Source organism: Neobacillus sp. B4I6, from assembly GCF_050434045.1.
In the GTDB taxonomy this organism is placed as follows: domain Bacteria; phylum Bacillota; class Bacilli; order Bacillales; family Cytobacillaceae; genus Neobacillus.
Genome location: NZ_JBNPWB010000002.1, coordinates 29,260 through 51,834 on the forward strand (window position 1 = coordinate 29,260; position 22,575 = coordinate 51,834).

General features: G+C 38.4%; 17 protein-coding genes. All 17 read left to right on the forward strand.

The features are described from left to right. The first annotated feature begins 120 nt into the window (after positions 1-120). The 17 genes from araA (at position 121) to QF028_RS02070 (ending at position 22,553) form a co-directional block, all read left to right on the forward strand. Positions 121-1,605, forward strand: coding sequence for an L-arabinose isomerase (gene araA / locus QF028_RS01990; RefSeq protein WP_429463784.1), 1,485 nt, complete (start codon positions 121-123; stop codon positions 1,603-1,605). Positions 1,606-1,870: 265 nt separating this feature from the next. After that, positions 1,871-4,312, forward strand: a complete 2,442-nt coding sequence (locus QF028_RS01995; RefSeq protein ID WP_429463786.1) for an alpha-mannosidase — start codon at positions 1,871-1,873, stop codon at positions 4,310-4,312. Position 4,313: 1 nt separating this feature from the next. Beyond that, positions 4,314-5,627 (forward strand): amylo-alpha-1,6-glucosidase, encoded by a 1,314-nt coding sequence (locus tag QF028_RS02000; protein WP_429463788.1) that lies wholly within the window; start codon positions 4,314-4,316, stop codon positions 5,625-5,627. 29 nt (positions 5,628-5,656) lie between these two features. Continuing rightward, complete coding sequence (locus tag QF028_RS02005) at positions 5,657-6,295, forward strand: YesL family protein (RefSeq protein ID WP_429463790.1); 639 nt, start codon at positions 5,657-5,659, stop codon at positions 6,293-6,295. 431 nt (positions 6,296-6,726) lie between these two features. After that, positions 6,727-7,746 (forward strand): LacI family DNA-binding transcriptional regulator, encoded by a 1,020-nt coding sequence (locus QF028_RS02010; protein WP_429463792.1) that lies wholly within the window; start codon positions 6,727-6,729, stop codon positions 7,744-7,746. A 128-nt stretch (positions 7,747-7,874) separates the two neighbouring features. After that, positions 7,875-8,756, forward strand: a complete 882-nt coding sequence (locus tag QF028_RS02015; protein WP_098930725.1) for a carbohydrate ABC transporter permease — start codon at positions 7,875-7,877, stop codon at positions 8,754-8,756. A 58-nt stretch (positions 8,757-8,814) separates the two neighbouring features. Next, entirely contained in the window at positions 8,815-9,708 is an 894-nt protein-coding gene (locus QF028_RS02020; RefSeq protein ID WP_429463795.1) for a carbohydrate ABC transporter permease, read from the forward strand. Positions 9,709-9,916: 208 nt separating this feature from the next. Continuing rightward, positions 9,917-11,200 (forward strand): ABC transporter substrate-binding protein, encoded by a 1,284-nt coding sequence (locus tag QF028_RS02025; RefSeq protein ID WP_429463797.1) that lies wholly within the window; start codon positions 9,917-9,919, stop codon positions 11,198-11,200. Positions 11,201-11,340: 140 nt separating this feature from the next. Beyond that, a complete protein-coding gene (locus QF028_RS02030; RefSeq protein WP_429463798.1) occupies positions 11,341-12,597 on the forward strand; it encodes an amidohydrolase family protein in 1,257 nt (418 codons plus the stop codon). A gap of 5 nt (positions 12,598-12,602) precedes the next feature. Then, positions 12,603-14,639 (forward strand): hypothetical protein, encoded by a 2,037-nt coding sequence (locus QF028_RS02035; RefSeq protein WP_429463800.1) that lies wholly within the window; start codon positions 12,603-12,605, stop codon positions 14,637-14,639. 88 nt (positions 14,640-14,727) lie between these two features. Then, positions 14,728-15,387, forward strand: a complete 660-nt coding sequence (locus QF028_RS02040; protein WP_429463802.1) for an aspartate/glutamate racemase family protein — start codon at positions 14,728-14,730, stop codon at positions 15,385-15,387. Between the two features lie 221 nt (positions 15,388-15,608). Further along, positions 15,609-16,526: a class II fructose-bisphosphate aldolase gene (locus QF028_RS02045; RefSeq protein WP_429463804.1), complete on the forward strand. Its 918-nt coding sequence runs from the start codon at positions 15,609-15,611 to the stop codon at positions 16,524-16,526. Between the two features lie 30 nt (positions 16,527-16,556). Next, positions 16,557-18,983, forward strand: coding sequence for an alpha-mannosidase (locus QF028_RS02050; protein WP_429463806.1), 2,427 nt, complete (start codon positions 16,557-16,559; stop codon positions 18,981-18,983). A gap of 1 nt (position 18,984) precedes the next feature. Further along, positions 18,985-19,653 (forward strand): class II aldolase/adducin family protein, encoded by a 669-nt coding sequence (locus tag QF028_RS02055; protein WP_429463808.1) that lies wholly within the window; start codon positions 18,985-18,987, stop codon positions 19,651-19,653. Further along, positions 19,641-20,921 (forward strand): four-carbon acid sugar kinase family protein, encoded by a 1,281-nt coding sequence (locus QF028_RS02060; RefSeq protein ID WP_429463810.1) that lies wholly within the window; start codon positions 19,641-19,643, stop codon positions 20,919-20,921. Before QF028_RS02055 ends, QF028_RS02060 begins: the two co-directional genes overlap by 13 nt. A 28-nt stretch (positions 20,922-20,949) precedes the next feature. Then, the gene (locus tag QF028_RS02065) at positions 20,950-21,579 is read left to right on the forward strand and encodes a D-sedoheptulose-7-phosphate isomerase (protein WP_429463812.1); all 630 of its coding nucleotides are present in this window, start codon (positions 20,950-20,952) and stop codon (positions 21,577-21,579) included. After that, a complete protein-coding gene (locus QF028_RS02070; RefSeq protein ID WP_429463814.1) occupies positions 21,576-22,553 on the forward strand; it encodes an ROK family protein in 978 nt (325 codons plus the stop codon). The genes QF028_RS02065 and QF028_RS02070 overlap by 4 nt, the downstream gene beginning before the upstream one ends. The last annotated feature ends 22 nt before the right edge of the window (positions 22,554-22,575 follow it).

A 22,575-nucleotide genomic window follows, 5' to 3' on the forward strand; every position in this document is an offset into this window, starting at 1 on the left:
ATAGAGACAGCAACAATTTTATGACTCTTTCCGAGGTGACTTGTACGGATGGCTAATAATAAAATATTCATAATTAATCTGATATAAAAATATATTTCATTTACTCTAGGAGGAATTACCTTGTTAACTACAAAAGCTTATGAATTTTGGTTTGTAACAGGAAGTCAATTATTATATGGAGAAGATGTACTGCGACAAGTAGAAGAGAATTCAAAAACTATCGTAAATGGTTTGGACGACGATTCTGCTGTACCTTATAAATTAGTTTTTAAATCTGTAGTAAAGGATTCTGATTCGATCCGCAAACTGATCCTAGAGGCCAATGCAGATGAAAATTGTGCAGGAATTATTACATGGATGCATACATTCTCACCATCAAAAATGTGGATTGCAGGTCTGTCTGCCCTTCAAAAGCCTTATCTACATTTAGCTACTCAATTTAACCGTGATATCCCATGGAATTCTATCGATATGGATTTCATGAATTTAAATCAAGCCGCACACGGCGACCGTGAGCATGGATTCATCGCCAGCCGCCTAAAAGTAAAGCGTAAGGTTGTTGTAGGTCATTGGGAAAACCAAGATGTTAAAGAACGTGTTGGCAGCTGGATGAGAACAGCAGTTGCTTTTGAGGAAAGCAAAAACTTAAAGGTTGCGAGATTTGGTGATAACATGCGCCAAGTAGCCGTAACAGAGGGTGACAAAGTAGAAGCGCAAATCAAATTTGGCTGGACAGTTAATGGTTACGGAGTGGGTGACTTAGTTCAACGCATGAATGATGTAACGGAACAAGAAATTGATCAGTTAATGGCTGAATATGAAGAGCAATATGATATTACTCCTGAAGGACTAACTGATGGTCCAGTTAGAGATTCTATCCGATATCAAGCAAGAATTGAACTTGGTATGAAAGCATTCCTAACTGAGGGAGGCTATACTGCATTTACGACCACTTTTGAAGATTTACACGGAATAAACCAACTTCCTGGTCTTGCCGCTCAGCGTTTAATGGAACAAGGCTATGGTTTTGCTGGTGAAGGAGACTGGAAAACAGCAGCGCTTGTAAGATTGATGAAAATCATTGCAGGCAATGAAGGGACATCCTTCATGGAAGATTATACATATCATTTTGAGCCTGGAAATGAAATGGTACTTGGTGCCCATATGCTTGAGGTATGCCCATCTATTTCAGCTACTCGACCTAAAATTGAGGTACATCCGCTTGGAATCGGCGGTAAAGAAGATCCTGCGAGAATTGTATTTGATGGAAGAGGCGGCGCGGCCTTAAATGCCTCCATTGTTGACCTTGGACATCGTTTCCGTCTCCTAGTAAATGAAGTGGATGCAGTGCAGCCAGAGAAAGATATGCCTAATCTCCCCGTTGCTAGAGTATTATGGACAACTCAGCCATCTTTAAGTCAAGCTGTTGAGAATTGGATCCAAGCTGGCGGAGCCCACCATACTGGATTCTCATATAAAGTAACAACAGAACAACTAAGAGACTTTGCAGAACTAGCTGGAATCGAAATGGTTGTTATTAATAATGACACGAACACAAATGCATTCAATAACGAATTACGTTGGAATGACATTATTTATCGTTAATTAAAAAAAGACAGAAGGAGCTTTAAGTTTGAAGCTCCTCCTGTCTTTTTTATTTTTTTAAATAGTGCCAACGTTTCCTTATGGGTGAATAAGTTACAATACTTAGTTTATTGGGTACACAAACAAAGATTGAGATGCTATAATAAATCCAATCGTAAGTAAATAAAATGTAAGCGTTGTTTTTGCGATTACTAGAGGCAGTTAAAACTAAAAAACATAAAAGTAATGCAACTAAGATTATCAATCAATCAGGAGGAAATTCTATATGAAGAATATGTTTATGATTGGAAATGCCCATCTAGACCCCGTTTGGCTTTGGCGCTGGCAGGAAGGCTTTCAAGAAGTGAAGGCGACATTTCGTTCGGCACTCGATCGTTTGAAAGAATATGAGCATTTTATTTTCACATCCAGTTCAGCAGCTTATTATGAATGGATTGAAAAAAATGATTCGAAGATGTTTGAGGAAATCAAGGCGAGGATTCAAGAAGGCAGATGGATCATCTGTGGCGGTTGGTGGATCCAACCAGATTGTAATATTCCAAGTGGTGAGTCATTTGTCCGCCAAGGCTTAATTGGTCAAAATTATTTTAAAGAAAAGTTCGGTGTGACTGCAACGGTTGGCTACAATGTTGACAGCTTTGGACATAATGGAATGCTTCCGCAAATATTAAAGAAATCCGGGATGGATTCCTACGTATTTATGAGACCGGGGCCAGAGGAAAAAGGACTTCCAAGCCGTTTGTTTTTGTGGGAATCTAAGGATGGTTCGCGGGTAAAAGCCTTTCGTATTCCTTTTGAGTATTGTACATTTGACCATCTCGAAAACCATTTAATGCATTGCAAAACAGAGCTGAAACATTCTTTTAACAACTTAATGTGCTTTTATGGTGTTGGTAATCACGGGGGTGGACCGACCAAGGAAAACATTGAGATTATTGAAAAATTAAATGGATCGATCGAAGATACAAATCTTGTCTTTAGCTCACCAAATGACTTTTTCGACCATGTGGAAAGTCTGAAGGACCAGCTTCCTGTTGTTCATGATGACCTGCTCCACCATGCCGTTGGTTGTTATTCTGTTCATTCGGAAGTAAAAAGGCTAAATAGATATTCTGAGAATCTTACAATTATGGCTGAAAAGTTTTCATCGATTGCAAACTGGACAACCGGACAAGTATACCCAGAGGATATGAACCAAGCTTGGAAGGGGATTTTATTTAATCAGTTTCATGATATTTTAGCAGGAACAAGCATTGAATCAGCGTATGATGATGCAAGAGATTTATATGGGGAATCAATCAGCATCTCTTCAAGAAATATGAATTACGCTTTACAATCATTGAGTTGGAATATTGATATTGAAGAAGAAAAAGGCATGAAGCCAATCGTTATCTTTAATCAACATTCATGGCCGGTGAAGGTGAATGTTGAACTTGAGGATGGATTGTTTGTAAATTACTTACTTCCAGAAGAGTTCATAATCGAAGATGTAAATGGAAATGAAATACCATACCAAATTGTTGATCCAGTAGCAAAAATTCCAAATCGAAAAAGAGTGGTATTTTTGGCAGCGCTTCCGCCACTAGGTTATAGCACCTATAAACTTCGTGCGGTTAAGCCTGCAAATGAGTTTGATACAGTAAAAGTTACAGACTGTGAAATGGAAAACGATCGCTTCAGGCTTGTTATTGATCCAGATTCCGGTGGAATTAGCAGCTTATTTGACAAAGTCAAGCAAATTGAAGTATTTAAGAATGACGCAGCTATTCCTGTTGTAATGAATGATTCTTCTGATACATGGGGACATGGGACACTACGATTTGATGAGTTTGCAGGCGAATTCAAGCCCGTTCGAATTAAGAAGCTTGAAGAAGGACCGGTAAGAGGCGTTATCCGGGTGACATCAAAGTTTCAATCTTCAATGATAGTTCAAGATTTTATCATGTATAAACATTCCAATAAGATTGAAGTCAAAGTAAAAGTAAACTGGCAAGAAAGCTATCAAACGTTAAAAATCAAGTTTCCTGTAAGTTTTAATCAGCGGAATGCCACCTATGAAATTCCATTTGGGCATACTTCTCGTGAGTCGGATGGAAACGAAAAACCAATGCAAAATTGGATTGATATAACGGGGACAATCAGCAAACACAGGGAAGATATTTACGGCCTAAGCATTCTTAATGACGGGAAATATGGGGTCGATGTGAAAGGAAACACGATCAACTTAACGGTTTTAAGGAGCCCAATCTATGCACACCATGCACCATTTATCCCTGACAAGGACGAAGACTACCCGATTATTGATCAAGGGATTCAAACTTTTACGTATCAATTGTTACCACATGAAAACAGTTGGGAAGAAGCTGAAACTGTAAAGCATGCACTAGAATTAAATCAAAAACCGCAATTGATTATTGAAACCTACCATAAGGGTTCACTGCCGCAAGAAGATTCATTTATTTCGATTAATCAACCAAACATTATTCTTTCTGCTTTAAAGAAAGCCGAGAATCATGATGACTTGATTATTCGTTTATTTGAAATGAATAATGCAGAAACGGTTGCAAAAGTAGAATTGAAAAACTGGGGTAGATCATTCGAACTGCACTTTGGGCCATTGGAAATCAAAACATTATGCATCCCGAAAAATCCTGAAGAGCCAATTTATGAAACAAATTTAATTGAAAATCTAGGGGGGGAACTTTGAGATGGAAGCTAAAATAGTTGAAATAGGAAGAGAAAAAGCTGAGAAAATTCTGTTACAGAACGGGGGAGAGCTTGGTCTGCTCGGATCAAGTACCGCTTACCAACAAGTCTGGGCAAGAGACAGTATGATCTGTGGACTCGGTCTTTTAGTTTGTGATAATGACATGGGGCAGATGGTGCACCGCAGGTCATTGGAAACATTGGGTCGTTTCCAAAGTGAACTAGGAAAAATTCCACATAATGTTGGATTTCCGAATGTTGCTGACCCAGCTTTAATCGCACACGGTGGTAAATTAGAGAATGAGGGTGAAAACGGTCAAGCTGTGGAAGATTCCATTCATGCAGGGTGTGTTGACGGCAACATTTGGTATATCATTGGCCATTACTCGTACTATATAGAAATGAAGGACAAAGAGTTTTTACAAAAATGGTGGGGCAATTTAGAAAGGGCATTGCTATGGCTTCGATATCAAGATTCAAATGAGTGCGGTTTATTGGAAGTTCACGAAGCAATGGACTGGGCTGATTTATTTGCAAACCGCTATAATGTTCTATTTGATAATGTTTTATATGCTGCTGCATGGAAGTGCATGGGACATATGGCAGATGCGCTAGATATTCCTTCAAGCTATTATTATGACAATGCTAAGGATGTAAAAAAGAAGATTAATATCCTTTTGTGGATAACCCCAGAAAATCAGGAGAAAATGGATTGGGTTAAAAAAGAACGGAAAGAATGGATATATCCAATCAAGCGCGTCGAAACGGAATTAGTGGAAAGACCATTTTATTTACCATATATGGGGTTTCGCGATTATGCTGACCGATTTGATACACTCGCAAACTTACTGGCGATTGTCTTTGGAATTGCTGATGAAGATAAAGCAAATAAAATATTGGATTATATCCATGGTTGCGGAATCAATGAGCCTTATCCGGTACAAGCCTTGTATCCAGCGATTCGCGAAGGTGAAAAGGATTGGCGGGATTACTATCGGGTTCGAAATCTTAATTTGCCGCATCATTATCATAACGGCGGATCATGGCCATTTATTGGCGGTTTCTATGTTGCTGCGCTAATCCAGGCCAAAAGGTTTGAGGAGGCAGAGTATCAAATAGGGAAATTAGCTCAGATGAATAAAGCAGGTAAGAAGGATGAATGGGAATTTACTGAGTGGTTTCATGGACAATCAGGACGACCTATGGGGTATGCAGGCCAATCGTGGTCGGCAGCGATGTATCTGTTTGCTGAGAATGCTGTGAAAAATCAAAAGGTTAATATTTTTAATACTGAGCATGAGTGGTGTAATTTTTAATTCTCCAAATATTTAAAGGGTGATGATCAATGAAAACTAGAGGAATACATCAGTTTATCTATCGGATAACCGAACTGATCATGCAATTTGCGTATCTCCAATTGTTATGGATTGCTTTTACGATACTAGGGTTAGGGGTATTTGGGATTTTTCCCGCTACAGCAGCTATGTTTTCTGTTATCCGCAAATGGGTAATAGGAGAAGTGGATACACCCGTATTTAAAACATTCTGGAAAAACTATAAAATAGAATTTTTTAAAGTAAATGGACTTGGTTTGATACTAGCAGCAATTGGATGGTTATTGTATTTTGATTATCACTACTTTGCGATAGGTGTATCTATTAGCAGCACGGTATTGAAAATAATGACATTATTGATTGCTTATTTATTTATCACGACATGTATCTATTTTTTCCCGATTTTCGTTCACTTTGAATATAGGTTTTTTGCCTATATAAAATATAGTTTTTTATTTAGTCTTGCCTCACCACTCAAAACAGCAGGATTATTTATCATCACCTATTTATTCTATTTTTTATCAATGAAAGTACCGGCTCTTTTTCTGTTTTTTAGCGGTAGTATTATTAGTTATATCTGGATGTGGTATATATATCGGACGATTGCTAGAATACCTTCTTCAATAAAGGATGAAAATGACGAGAAATAATATCTGATAATTATATATTTTGGTTTGACAAAAGATAGACAGGCGCTTACAATTTGATTAGATAGTATTTAGCACCAAATTGGGAACGTTCCCGATAAGTGAAGTGTAATTCAATGGGCTATTTCTTAAAGCCAATTGAATTACACTGTATAGGGATCAGTTGCAAGGTGAAATAAAAATTTTTTCGACTGAATGTAAACGGTTTCTATAGATGGTAATTGGGTTTATCATCTTGCCTACTTGTTGGTAGTTCTGTTAGTCTATCGATAGGATGGTAATAACTGTATGAGATTTGCTGTTTCTACGATCGTTTCAAAACGGTAGAGTGAGCCGTACCAGGATCAATGTTTTAGATGTTTAATAGTTTTAAAAAATTTTTGCATTATATTGGGAACGTTCCAATTTTCTTGCAAGGGTGAGGAGGTTTAAATGTGAGCTCTACGATTATAGATGTTGCTAGATTGGCCAATACTTCAAAAAGTACTGTATCTCGTTATTTAAATGGCCAGCCAGTAAAAAAAGAAACAGAAGAAGCGCTAAAAAAAGCTATTAAAGAATTGAACTATCATCGTAATGAAAATGCAAGAAGATTGGTTGTAAATAAAACGCAAACCATTGGGATTGTCGTTGACAGTATTACGAATATGTTTTATCCGATGATCTTCAGAGGAATTGAAGAGGTGGCAAAGGAAAAGGGTTTTAATTGTGTTTTCTACAGTATGACTTCTTATAACTACAAGGAATCTTATTTTCAAAATCTATATTATGAAGGTCATGTTGACGGAATTATCTTAATCAGCTTCAGGAAAAGGGATAAAGAGGATTTATTGAAATTAGCGGAATCTGATTGCCCGGTTGTTGTCTTTGGGGATTCTGCCGGTGTGGATGGTTTAGTCTCTGTTGATGTTGATAATTATTACGGTATTTCTGAGCTTGTGAAATATCTTAATAGAATTGGCCACCGAAAAATCGCTTATATTTCAGGACCTTCAGATGCTGCGGCAACAAAATGCCGTTTAGCTGGCTATCTTGAAACAATGGAACTATTAGGATTAGATATTAAAACAGATTTGATTGTTTCGACAGATTGGTCAAATGAGGATGGATATCTGGCAATGAATCAATTATTAAATTCTGGAGACTTCACTGCAGTTGTTGCTTCAAACGATGAAACAGCGATTGGAGCATTAAGAGCGGTTCAGGAACGAGGATATAACGTCCCAACCGACTTTTCGATTACTGGATTTGACGATATTACACTGTCAAGCTGGGTTTATCCTTCATTGACAACAGTGAAACAACCATTTATGGAAATGGGCACAAAAGCAGCGATTGAACTATTTAATAGAATGGAAAATAAGATCGAATATTTTTCTGAACGACATTTATTAACACCAAAACTAATTATTCGCGATTCTTGCAGAAAAATATCTGAGCCAATATCCAACTAAGTTCAACAAGAGAAAAATCAATCGATTTGGTTGAAAAATAGATTGATAGGTTTACTACATAGGAGTTGACTCCTGAAAATCACACATGTTCAATGATGTAACAAAAAAGAATATAAGGCTGTGAAAATATGAGAAATTCTATTAATAAATCTCAATACGGTTTCTACTTTGTGGTTCCATTTTTCATTTCATTTCTAGTTTTTGGCTTAACACCAATCATATATTCACTCTATCTAAGCTTTACAAAATGGGATGGTTTCTCCGACCCAGTCTTTGTGGGCTTAGCAAACTATTCACGATTACTGCACGATACTTTCTTTTTTAAGTCGATTGGGAACACATTAATTATCTGGATTCTTTCCATTGTTCCTCAATTGGTACTTTCGCTACTGTTAGCGATGATTCTCAATGAAAAATTTATTCGTGGGAAACATTTCTTTCGAGCAGTCTATTATTTTCCGCATATCGTAACACCTATAACACTAGGGGTTTTGTTCAGTTTAATGTTTGACTGGCAAACGGGGAGTGTTAATAAGTTATTGATGGGGATCGGGCTTATTGACGATCCAGTGAATTGGTTAAATAGTCCATGGTTATCAAGGATTATTGTTGCAGGAGTAATTATGTGGCAATACTTTGGATTCAATCTTTTAGTATTTATCGCCGGACTTCAATCCATATCCCCTGAATTATATGAAGCAGCTGAAGTGGATGGAGCGTCACGCTGGAAGATCGCTACAAAAATTACCTTGCCTTTGTTAAAACCGGTACTGTTATTTACCTTTATTACTTCCATTATCGGTGGTCTGCAATTATTTGACGCACCATTAATGTTAGGTAATGGCCCTGATAACTCAACATTAACAATGGTTATGTATTTATACCAAACAGCTTTCAAAAACTTTGATTATAGTTATGGAGCAGCAATCGCTTACGCAATCTTTGTCATAATATTAATCTTCTCATTAATATCTATTAAGTTTTCAAAAATGAATAAAGTTGAACAGTAAAATGACTTTTTACTTTAAAAAGTAGGAGACTTTCCGCTTAGAAGAAAGGGGATCCTTTATGAAAGCTAGTAATAGTATTGCTGACAATAGTATTTCATTAGGTAAAAGTAAAACGATAAAAGAAAGAAATATTAAAAAATTGTTAGGTAAATTCGCGATATATGTATTCTTGATAATAGTCGCAATGACCTGTCTGCTGCCTTTTTATAGTATGATGATCACTTCGACCCACGCAAATTCAGACATTGCCAGGAAATTATTACTTCTTCCAGGCACTGAGTTTATGAATAACTATAATCGGTTGTTGGATACAGTACCAATTTGGCGAGGCTTTGTTAATTCAGTGTTTATAACTGTTACATCAACCATATTAAGTTTATACTTCTCAGCGCTGGCAGGCTATGGATTCTCAAAATTCAATTACAAAGGTAAAAATATTCTTTTCATGGCCGTCCTAGGAACAATGATGATTCCAGGGCAATTAGGAATTATCGGATTTTTTAAGCTTATGGATTCCTTTAATATGTTAAACACCTATTGGCCAATCATTCTTCCATCTATTTCAAACGCGTTTGGGATCTTCTTTATGAAACAAATGTGTGATTCCAGTGTTCCGACAGAAATTCTGGAATCAGGGAGAATAGATGGGTGTGGTGAACTTAAAATATTCCATCGGTTGGTGCTTCCATTATTAATGCCAGCGGTGGCAACTCTTGGAATCTTTTCATTCATTGGCAAGTGGAATGACTTCTTAACACCGATGATTATTCTTTTCGATAATGACTTGCAGCCATTACCAGTAATGATTGCAAGTGTTAAGTCTCAGTTCTCAACTGATTTTGGGGCAATGTATGTAGGGATTGTTATCTCAGTTATACCAATCTTAATCTTCTTCTCTATCGTTTCTAAAAAGATTATTAGTGGTGTTACTGCAGGAGCATTAAAAGGATAAATAATAGTGACCACTTGATTGGGGTGATGTCCAGTAATACATCATGATCAAAAATATCCTTCAGTGAAGGAATGAACCCTCACTGAAGAAAAGCTTAACTTATCCTCACGTTTAAGTGTAAAAGAATTGACGGTCTTAGCCACTTAAAGAGGACGATAAGAAAAACATTAGACCTTCATTATATCAAAAAAAGGGGCTGTATTCCATAATGAAAAAAATACTTCCAATCCTATTCGCTGCTGTCCTTGTCTTATCCTTATTTGCGGGATGTTCGAAAAAAGATGAGACTGCATCAAGTACAGTTAAAAAAAGTAATGACAATAAAGTTGAAGGTAAAATAACCATTTGGACATTCTTTGGTCAAGTAGAAGACATGGCAAAAGAATTTGAGAAAAAATATCCGGATGCTGAAGTGGAAGTGAAAATCTTCCCTGGTGATCAATATAAAACAAAGCTTTTAAATGTACTTCAATCAGGTAAAGATGTCCCAGATATTTTTGACTTAGAAAGAGGATATATTGATAAGTTTATCAATTCAAAGTATGCAACAAACCTTTCTGATATGGGTGCGGAAGATATTGTGAAAGATTATGTTCCCTATGTACAAGCTTTAGGAAGAGATGCTAAGGGTGACGTTAAAGCGATTTCAGATCATTCTTCACCAGGAGGATTCTGGTATATCAAAGAAAATGCAAAAAAATATTTAGGAACAGATGACCCAGAAAAAATCTCTGAAATGGTCGATTCTTATGACAAAATTATTGAATTAGGTAAGAAAGTAAATAAAGACAGCAATGGAAAAGTTCATTTAATTTCCCATTATGGCGATATCTATAACATGGAAGCTTATAATACAAAGCCATGGGTAAAGGATGGAAAATTAACAATCGATTCCGCTTGGAAGAAAAGTTATGAATTACAAAAAGAAATTTTTAATAATGATGTGGACGCGAAATTAGAATTCTTCTCTGCAGGCTGGGGTAATGCCATTAATGATGGAAGTGTTGTTTTATCAGCAATGCCTGCATGGGCAAGCTTCATGGTTGATAACAAAGATGATAAGGCGAAAGATAAGTTTGGTGTTGCTAGAACTCCAAAAGGATTTTACATGGGTGGAACATACCGTTCAATCTATGAAAAATCTCCTAATAAAGATTTAGCTTATAAATTTATTGAGTTTATTGCAAGTAAAGAATGGCAACAGCACAATTTAGAAGCAACAGGCAATATGCCAGGACTTTTATCTGTATATGAAGACAACTTAGAAACATTCAAATCTCCGATGTTTGGCGATCAAAATATTTTAAAGCCATATTACGAAACCGTTAAAGATATTCCTGGCTATAAGTCAGACAAATATGGTGAAGAAGTGTTAAGTATTTGGAGAAAAGCTGCAGGTCAAGGCGTCAAAAGTAATGCTGATATTAAGGAAGTAATTAAGAACTTCAAAAAAGAAGTTAAGAATACATTCCCTGAACTTAAAGTTGACTAATTAGTTGTTTGTTTAAGAAAAGGATGACTTGAAAATGAAATGGCAGCCCCTGCCACGCCAGAAGAAATAATCACTCTGGCGTGATAGAGAGGGGGGCGAATTCTTTTGAGTCATCCTTTATCTTTGGAGGGAGCAGTACCATGAGTAGTATACATGAAGAAATTAACAAAATTCGCATCATCGATGGACATGAACACATTGATCCAATGGAGATTCGAAAGAAAAATAAAGTAGATTTCTTTGGTCTTCTTCATTATTTAGATTCAGACTTAATCACTGCGGGGATGCAACGTGGAATTTTAAGCGAAAACTCAAAATTAAGTGTGGAAGAGAAAGCAGAGCAATTTTTGCTTTATTATCAAAAAACGAAAAATACTACCTATGCACGATTATTAAAAACAGCGGTACACGATTTATTTGGAATGGATGACTGGTCTGTTAATGGCATATTAGCTTTAAATGAAAAAGTATTAGCCGCTACAAATGATGATACATGGTATCAGAGGGTTCTAAATGAAAAGTCGGGAATTGATTTAGCCATTACATTACCTTTTACAACCAATGTTGATTTTTCCCTTTTTCGTCCCGTCATGTTTTTGGACTATGCCTTTAATTTGAGAACAATTAAGGATGTACAAGTCATTGAAGAACATATAGGCGAGAATGTTCAAACATTCCAGGATTATCTTCATGCAGTTGATGCCTTATTATATAAATTTGTTAAAGAAGGAATGGTTGCTGTTAAGTTAGGCCATGCCTATTGGAGGACGCTGAAAACGATGAAGCCAACCTTCCATGAGGCTGAACAATGCTTTAATACCCTGCTTTCTTCTATTATAAATGAACCCATGTCGCAAAAAGAATTGGTCGTTTTACAAGATTACTTAATTCATCACATTATCCAATGCTCGATCAAATATGAATTACCAATTCAAATTCATACGGGACACCATGAAACCAGTGTTTCGGGTAATGGAAATATTATTACAAACTCGAAGGTAACGGATCTTATTCCGCTTCTGGCAGCATATCCTGAGGCTGATTTTGTTCTTTTACATTGTGGTATCCCGTACCACCAGGAGTATTTGAGTATTGTAAAAAATTATCCGAATGTTTATGCAGATTTTACTTGGGTGTATGCTATTTCTCCAACAATTGCCAAGCAAATACTTCATCAAATGATTGAAATGGTTCCCCAAAACAAAATTTTCGGTTTTGGTGGGGATTACAACTTTATTGAAGGAACTTATGCACACCAAAAGCTTGCCCGAAAAATTGTGGGTGACGTCTTAGTAGAGAAAGTGCAAGATCAAATGTTAACAGAAAAAGAAGCAGTAGAGTTTGCTAGAAGGATTTTTAGAGAAAACTTGATTGAACTTTACAAACTAAAGGTGTGATTTCAGTGGGTACATTTATCAACATACATGAAAACGTAAAGAAACAAACCGAAATACAGGTCTATTCTTCGGAACGGGAGAGTGGAAATGCATACCTTCAAATTGACTCACTTCTCGATATATATAATGAAGAAAAAAATATAGGAAAAATTCAAATTGATAAAGTTGAAGAAATTGTTGGGGGGTACCACATTTCGGGGAATGGAGAGTACTTCTCTGTAGAATCGGAATGGAAGAATGAACAAGCTGGTTGTGGCTTTATCCAAGTTAATCTCAATGTTACCTATAATAAAGAAGCATCAGGCAATTATGGATTACAGTTTAATGCCGATTTAGCAGGCAGCGGAAAGCCAACTTGGATGATTCCCGGTGCTTTTTATAAAGAAAATCGCTTTGAGCATAATACTCGAAAATATCCAAGATATGATTACCAGGATGGCAATCATGAGGAGATGGTTTCGGACCATTGGTCTTTTCGTTCAGACCGTGCCGCTCTCCCAGCTATATTTGCCTGGAATGATGAAATGTGCGGTGCACTTTGTGTAGAGGAAATGAGTGAGGTGGGGCTAACAAGTCTAGGGTTCCGAGGAAATGACTCGAAAACATCAATCTGGGTTAATTTCCCGTATAAAGAAGAACCGGTTACATTTGTTGGTGAACCGATTCCAGAGCCAATGGATATATCTTTGTACACATTTAAGCCAGGGGAAACTATTCATTTACAAGTAAAGATCTATACGGCTTCACCTGATTTACATTCATATGATCCATTTGTCCGTGAAATGTATCGGCAGCATCAACAAGAGTATTCCTTAAATCCCTGGATGGGTCTTGAGGAGGCATCAGAATTAACAGCGCATGGTTTGTATCGTTGGCACTATATGCCTGAGCATAGCATTCTAGCAGAAACGGCAGCGTTTGACCGTGAGTTTAACAATAATGTAAAAGGAATGGGTGACCGTCCGCATATGCATGTGGGCTGGGTCAGCGGCGCACCATATTCTTACGCTTTGCTTACCTATGGAAGAAAAAATGGACATCAACACTATGTTGATGCCGCCATTGATGTTATGAATAATATAGCTTCGGCGCTTGCCCCGAGTGGAACATTTTGGGCGTCATGGGTGCTCGGAAAGGGTTGGGGAACTGGTTGGAACCCAAAGAATACATGGTTGCAAGCCAGAACAATCTCTGAAGCAACTTTGTTTTTGGTTCGTGCCCTAAACTTTGAAAAGGAAGCAGGGGTAAGTCATCCGGATTGGGAAAAAGCAGTCCAATCCAATTTAGACTTTGCCGTGAAGCATCAACGTTCAGATGGTAATTTCGGTTCCTATTACCACTTTGAAACAGGTGAGGTAGAAGAATGGGATGGAGCAGGCGGCATTTTATGGATTGCTTCACTCCTTGAAGGAAGTAACTTTTTTGAAAAAGAAGAGTATCGGTTCGCGGCAGAAAAGGCGGGGCATTATTATGAGCATTTCGTGCTAGACGAATACATTTATGGAGCTCCAGAGGATGTCCATTTAACACCAACATCTGAGGACGCTTATAATGCCGTGGTTGCCTATGTATTACTCTATGAAAATGACAAAAACAAAAAATGGTTAAAGCTTGCAAAACATGCGGCTGATTGGTTAATGACGTTCCGGTGGACCTACAATTTGGCATTCCCTGAGCACACATTCCTGCATCAATACGATTTTCGTTCCCGAGGTGCTGATCAGGCTTCACCATCCAACCAGCATTTACATAATTATGGACTATTTTGTGTTCCAGAGATGCTTCGATTATGGAAGTACACAGATGATCCCTATTACTTAGACAGGACACGTGATCATATTGCTTGTTTCCTACAGTTCATCGCTAGGAAAGATGGCGATTTTAATGCTTACAAAGGGATGGTTACCGAGCGTTTTTATAATACGAATTGTTTTCAGCCAAAGGGAATGATGCTGACGTTATCTCACTCTTGGTGTGTGGGGCTCGTGCTTTATGCAACCCAAGAAGCCTTAGCATTTAACAACTCTTTGCAGCTTTCTTAACCTGAAAATTCAATTAACCATCTTGGGCAATACCCTGATGGTTAGTTGTGTTCAAGGGTGAAATTATTAATGATTGGGGGAAAAAATCATGAAAAAGAAACTTGCAATTATTCATACGACTCCAGTGACGATTGAGCCGTTGAAAGATTTAGCCAACAAAATGATCGGGGAATGTGAAATTATCAATTTGGTAGATGATTCAATCCTGCCGCAATTAGGCAAAAATGGCGGAAATGTTCAAGAAATCGCTGATAGGTGGGAAGGTTATGCTAAAGTTGCTGAACAGCTTGGAGCAGATTGTATTTTAAATGCATGTTCTTCCATTGGTGAACTTGTTGCATTTACCCAACCGAAGATAGCAACTCCCATTATTCGTATTGATGATGCAATGGCAGAATTCGCGATTAACTCAGCCGAAAAAATAGGGGTAGCAGCGACATTGGAAACAACACTAAAGCCAACCTTAGAATTGCTTAAACAAAAAGCGGCTCAGAAACAGAAAAATGTGGAGTTTGAACCTATTCTAGTGTCATTGGCCTATCAGAAATTAATCGCAAATGATAAAGAAGGACATGATTTGGATCTTTCAGTTGCTTTACGTGAGTTAGCAAAAAAAGTAGATATCGTTGTCCTAGCTCAAGCATCGATGGCCAGGGTTGTTTCCAGCTTTACGCCTGACGAGCAGCGTCATTTTGTGACGAGTCCTGAATTAGGAATGGAAGCAGTAAAACGCACACTAAAAAATTAAAAAATTAGGCTTTGTTAAATGTCATTTTTGATTTTTATTGCCAAGTTGATTGGAGCGGAAGGCGCGAAGACTCCTGCGGGAGGACGGGGCAGGGGAGACCCCGCAGGCGCATAGCGCCGAGGAGGCTCCCCGGACCGCCCGCGGAAAGCGAAGCGCCTGGAGCGGAAATCAACAGCCAAGTTTAACAAAGCCAAAAATTAAAAAATAAGGAATGATTAATAATGAATCGATTAAAACCAACGAATGTACTCCCATTAACAGAAGCTCTTGCAATCGCAGAAAAATCCCACTATGCAACAGGGTCATTTTCACCGCGTTATATCGCTATGATTGCCCCAGTTTTACAAGCTGGACAAAAGACAGAATCACCTCTTATTGTGCAAATTTCACAAAAGGAATTAGAACGTTACGGGATTACCCCGTTTGAATTTGCAGATGAGTTTTATGCACAGGTAGAAAAATTATCAATTACTGTACCAGTAGTTTTACATCTTGACCATACGAAAGAGCTGAATGTGATTAAGGATGCAATTTCTGCTGGCTTTACATCGGTGATGATTGATGCTTCAGAAAAGCCATTTGCTGAAAATGTGAAAATCACAAAAGAGGTTGTTGAATATGCACATGCCAAAGGGGTCTCTGTTGAAGCAGAACTTGGAATGATTGGAACAACTGATTTTATTGAGACCGATCATGATGAAGAATTATATACAGATCCGGTTGAAGCAGCTGAATTTGTGAAGCAGACAGGTGTTGACGCATTAGCTGTATCATGTGGAACAGCGCATGGTGTGTATATGGTTCGTGAACCAAAGGTTGATTTTGAACGGTTAATGGCCATTCGTGAGTTAACTCCTGTACATCTTGTTCTTCACGGTGGATCTGGTGTACCAAGTGAAATGGTACAAAAGGCATTTCAGCTGCCAAATGGTGGTGTAAGTAAAGTGAATATTGCAACAGACCTTGAGATTTCTTTCTTAAAAGCCATCGGGCGTGAAGAAAGAATGTCCAATAAAGAATGTAATCAATTACCTGATGAATTGTTAAAAGTGGGGCAGGATGCTGTTGAAGAAACAGTAACAGAAAAGATCACACAATACTTATTAAGTAATAACAAAGCATCTCAATTCAACCAATAAGACAACAAGAATGAGACAGGGGTTGAGGAAATGAAAGATAAAACATTTCATATGATTGGTAACGCCCATTTAGATCCGGTTTGGCTTTGGCAATGGCAAGAAGGATTTCAAGAAACAAAAGCTACTTTTCGGTCTGCATTGGATCGAATGAAAGAATACGAAGATTTTATTTTCACTTCTAGTTCTGCCTCCATGTACGAATGGGTAGAGGAAAATGAACCTGAAATGTTTGCAGAAATTAAAGAGCGGATCCAAGAAGGACGCTGGAGGATTGTTGGCGGCTGGTGGATTCAGCCTGATTGCAATATCCCAAATGGAGAATCGTTTGTTCGTCAAGGTCTTTATGGTCAACGATATTTTCACGAAAAATTTGGTGTAACGGCAAAGGTTGGCTATAATGTCGATAGTTTTGGTCATCATGGCATGATGCCCCAAATATTGAAAAAAAGCGGCATGGATTCCTACGTATTTATGCGGCCAGCGCCAAATGAAAAAGGGCTGCCAAGTAATCTTTTTTGGTGGGAATCTGATGATGGATCTCGTGTGCTGGCATTTCGCATCATGCATGAATATAATTCATGGGGAAAAGAATTAGATCGGATTGTTAAGCGGTGTAAAGGCGAATTTAAAGGAAACGTCGACGACCAGATGATTTTTTATGGCGTTGGAAACCATGGCGGCGGGCCAACTAAGGAAAATATTGAAAGTATTTATCGCTTAAATAAGGATGCTGATCTTCCTAATCTAGTCTTCTCTACTCCTGAAGAATATTTTGAAAAAGTAAAGGATACAAAGGATTTACCTGTTGTTCACGATGACTTGCAGCATCATGCCAGCGGCTGCTATGCGGCCCATTCAGGCGTAAAACAATACAATCGAAAAGCAGAGAATATGCTGATGACGGCTGAAAAGTATTCAGCACTCGCCTTTTGGATAACCGGACAACCCTATCCGGCTGAATTCAACCGGGCTTGGAAGAATGTTTTATTTAATCAATTTCATGATATTCTAGCTGGAACGAGCATTGAGTCTGCCTATGAGGACGCTAGAAATTTATACGGAGAAGCATTGGCTATTGCTGATCGGGCATTGAATAACGCGATCCAGTCCATTTCATGGAAAATTGACATTGAGCAAGATGAAAAAATGAGACCCATTGTCGTCTTTAACCCAAATGCGTGGGATTGCAAAGTGAATGTTGAAGTCGAAATAGGCACCATAAAACCAACATCTGTTCTAGTAGATGATCAAGGCAATGCTATCCCATTTCAAACTATACAGTCACAAGCAACAGCTGGGGGACGCTACCGCTTAAACTTTTTAGCCGAATTACCTTCAATGGGATATCGAGTATATAGAATTTATACAGAATTAAGTGGCAGTGAATCAGTAGTTGAACCTATAAAAGCAAGTTCACATGCGATGGAAAATGAACGCTTTAGAATAGAGTTTGATGCAGAGACTGGTTGGATTTCGAGCCTATTTGATAAAAAAGTAGAACATGAAGTATTTGCAGGTCCAGCAGCAAAGCCGGTAATAATCAATGATAAAACAGATACATGGAGCCATGATACCCTTCATTTTAATGAAAGAGTTGGCGATTTCAGAGCAACGAAAGTATATCTTGCTGAGCATGGACCAGTTAAATCAGTGATTCGGGTGAAAAGTGAATACGGACGCTCGATCTTAATCCAAGACTTCACGATGTATCAAGGAAAAGACCAGATCGATGTAAAAGTAACGGTTGATTGGCGCGAAAAGTTTAAAATGCTTAAGCTTGTTTTCCCGATTAATTCCATCTTTAGAAAACAAACCTATGAAATTCCATATGGTACGATAGAGCGCGAGCATAATGGTGAAGAAGAGCCAGGTCAAAGCTGGGTTGATGTGACAGGTGTTACACCAAACCATGAAGGAGTTTATGGCTTAAGTCTTATCAATGACGCTAAATCTAGCTACAGCATTCATAATAAGGAACTTGCATTAACGGTATTACGCAGCCCTATTTACGCCCATCATGATCCGCTCGTACCAGAAGAGGACGGGGAATATACATTTATTGACCAAGGAGTTCAACGTTTTGAATACTCATTACTTCCTCACGAAGGAAGCTGGGAAGAAGCGGAAACACCGAAAAGAGCAGCAGAATTAAATTGTAAACCAATCTCAATTATTGAGTCCTTCCATAAAGGTTCCTTACCACAATCAGATTCCTATGTGAAAGTAAGTGCCGATAATGTGATTGTTAGTGCTCTAAAAAAGGCCGAAGACAATGAAGATTTAATCATTCGTTTATATGAAACAAATAAAGTACCCACTGAAGTAGAAATCACTTTGCCGAAATTTAATCGTACGTTCAAGGCTGTCTTTAAAGCATCTGAAATTAAAACCTTCCGTGTTCCCAAAAATGTTGATGAACCTGTCAGGAAAACAAATTTGATTGAATGGGATGAGTAAAATGATTTTGGATAGAAAACAAGAGCTGAAAAAGCAATTACGGGAAACAGGAAAATATATGATGCAATATGACCTCGCATGGGGGAATTCAGGGAATATCAGTGCAAAAACCGCGGAAAATTCTTTTCTGATCACAGCAAGCGGAACCTATTTAGGAGATTTGGATGTAGAGGATTTTGCCGAGTGCTCGATCGAATCAGGTAAGAGTATAAATAGTGGCAGAAAACCTTCTAAAGAGGTTCCGATGCATCTCGCTATCTATGAAACTCGTCCTGAGATTGGTGCAGTATTACATGCTTCACCTTTATATAGCACACTGATTGCTTCTTCTAACATTGATATCCCTTCGGCTTGGTTTGTTGAAAGTATGTACTATTTAGAAAAGATTGAGCGAGTTCCTTATGCAAACCCAGGTTCAATGGAACTTGGCGACCTTGTTAGAGAAAAGGCGAAAAAGGCGAATATCCTTTTATTAGAAAATCATGGCGTCCTTGTTTATGATACGTCCTTAAAAGAAGCGAAAATGGCACTGCAAACATTAGAAATGGCTTGTCGAATGCTATTAATCTCTCAAAAAGCAGGTGTTGTTTTACAAGAGCTTTCTGAGAAAGAGGTACATAGCTTTCTACATGAATCAGGATATAAGCCAAGGAGGATGTGGGAAAATTGATTGGAATTGTCGCGGATGATATTACTGGTGCAAATGATATTGGAATCATGTTTGCTAAAGCAGATTGGCAGACAGAAGTTTTTCCCTATCCACTTTACAACAAAATGGGAACGTTCCCACCTAATGTATTGATTATGGATACAAATTCACGTCTTGATCGATATGAAGAAGCCTATGAGAAAGTATTTGCGAGTACCAAAAGTCTCCAGGCATTAGGATGTGAACAATTCTTCAATAAAACCTGTTCCGTTTTTAGAGGAAATATTGGTGCAGAATTTGATGCCATGCTCGATGCACTCGAGAATGAATTTGCAGTGGTTGTGCTTGGTTTTCCGAAAAACGGAAGAACTACCATGTATGGTCAACACTATGTTCATGGTAAGAAATTAGCAGATTCTGAGTTCCGTAATGATCCTGTTCATCCAATGCTGCACTCGGATTTGGTTGATATTTTACAAGCTCAAACAAAGAGGAAAGTTGCTCTTGTCGATCATGAAATTGTTGAACAAGGCAGTGAAAAGCTAAAGCAAGAAATTTCTCAGATGCGATCGCAGTGTCAGTACTTAATTGTTGATGTCAAAGATCAGTCTTCCTTACAAATAATTGCTAGAGCAATAAAGGATGAAAAGATTATTTGTGGTGCCTCAGGGATTGCTGAAGAATTAGCACTGGTAATGAATAAAGATCAAAATGGAACTCGGTCTATTACACTACCAAAATTAGAAGCAGGAATTTTATGCGCGGCAGGTAGTTTAATGCCGCAGACCTTTAATCAAGTGGAAGAAATGAAACAGCGTGGGCTGCCTGTATTCGAAATGAAAACAGTGATCTTATTTTCGGATCAAAAGGCTGCTCATTTAGAGGAACTTATTATGAATCTCACCACGCTATTAAATGATGGTAAGGATGTTCTTGTTCACTCTTCGAACACCCAAGATGTAGTCAAGGAAACAAAACAACTGGGTACTAGATTAGGCTATACAAATACGTCGATTTCAAGGATGGTATCTGAATCATTAGCGTTTGTAGTGGATGAGACCTTAAAAAGGACAAAAGTTAACCGTTTGTTATTAGCGGGTGGAGAAACATCTGCTTCTGTTTGCAGCAGGCTCGGCATTGAAGGACTCGCAGTATGGAAAGAAATCGAACCAGGTCTTCCATCATGTATTAGCTTAGATTCAACACCGCGGATGCTTGTACTGAAGTCAGGAAGCTTTGGAAGTAAGGATTTCTTTGCAAAGGCGATTGATCACCTGAAGGAAAATTAATCTAACGATTGTAATAGGGGATGTAGCAATGAATGCTAATTTAGAAAAACTATTTGGAAAATATCCGGAATTAGTAGAATGTCAAACAAGTATTGTCGAAGCCTTTGAAGCGATTAACCAGGCTTATCAGTCTGGCAGAAAACTGTTATTAGCAGGTAATGGCGGCAGTGCTGCGGATTGTGAGCATGTAGTGGGCGAATTAATGAAAGGATTTATGTCAAAACGTCCATTGGCACAAGAGATGAAAGATAAATTAACCTCAGTTTCTGGTGGAGATGACTACCTGGGTGAACATTTACAAGGTGCGCTCCCTGCCATCTCGCTTGTAAGTCATTCAGCACTTATGACAGCATTCTCTAATGATGTGGCCCCGGATATGGTTTTTGCTCAACAAGTGTTTGGATACGGAAAAGCAGGCGATGTGTTTATCGGCTTTAGCACATCGGGTAACTCCAAAAATATTAATCATGCCATAAAAGTGGCCAAGGCCCTAGGGTTAGTAACGATCGGGTTTACTGGTAAGAGTGGCGGAGAAATGAAAAGGTTATGTGACGTAACGATTTCGGTTCCCTTTGATTCCACACCTGATATACAAGAAAGACATCTCCCGATTTACCATACCCTGTGCATTTTATTAGAGGAGGCGTTCTTCGAATGATTCCCGTGTTGGCAGGTTTAGATATTGGCGGAACAAAGTGTGCCGTTGTATTAGGAGTTGAAGATGAAAAAGGGATTACTTTAGTTGCAAAACAAAGTTTTCCCACTCCGGACACGCCTGATTTAGCCCTTTTATTGATGATGAGTGAGTTAGAAAAATTATTGTTAGAACGAAAAGGACTTGAACTAAAAGCAATTGGAATCAGCTGCGGCGGCCCGCTGGATAGTAAAAAGGGTCTGATTTTGTCTCCTCCAAATTTGCCAAACTGGGATCGTATCGATGTGTTGTCACCTTTCAGAGATCGTTTTCATGTCCCCGTTTCCGTCCAAAACGATGCCAATGCTTGTGCGTTGGCTGAATGGAAATGGGGAGCAGGAAAAGGCACGAATAATATGATTTTTCTAACGTTTGGTACAGGAATGGGAGCAGGCCTCATTTTAGATGGACGATTATACACCGGAATAAATGATATGGCTGGAGAAGTCGGACATGTTCGGTTAGAGAATATTGGTCCAATCGGATATGGAAAAGCAGGCTCATTTGAAGGCTTCTGTAGTGGAGGCGGGATCGCCCGCTTGGCACAAATGAAGGCGGATGAGTGGTTAGCTCAAGGGAAAATGACTTCTATTTGTTCTAATCGTGATGAGATAGCGGCAATTACGGCGAAAACAGTTGGAGAAGCTGCCCAGGCAGGAGATGTTTTCGCGAAAGAGATATACAACATTGTTGGGCAGAAATTAGGTCGAGGTCTGGCACTGTTAGTGGACATGCTAAATCCAGAAAAAATTGTCATCGGCAGCATTTATTTGCGACAAGAAGCATTGCTAAAGCCAGTTGTAATGGAAGAGCTTCGAAAAGAAGCACTTTCGTATTCCCTCGATGTTTGTACTGTGGTTCCTTCCGGCTTAGGAGAAAGTGTTGGTGATTTGGCTGCACTCTCTGTTGCCAAGTATGGCCTTGAAATCGAAGGATAAGCGTATGAACAAAAAAAGAACT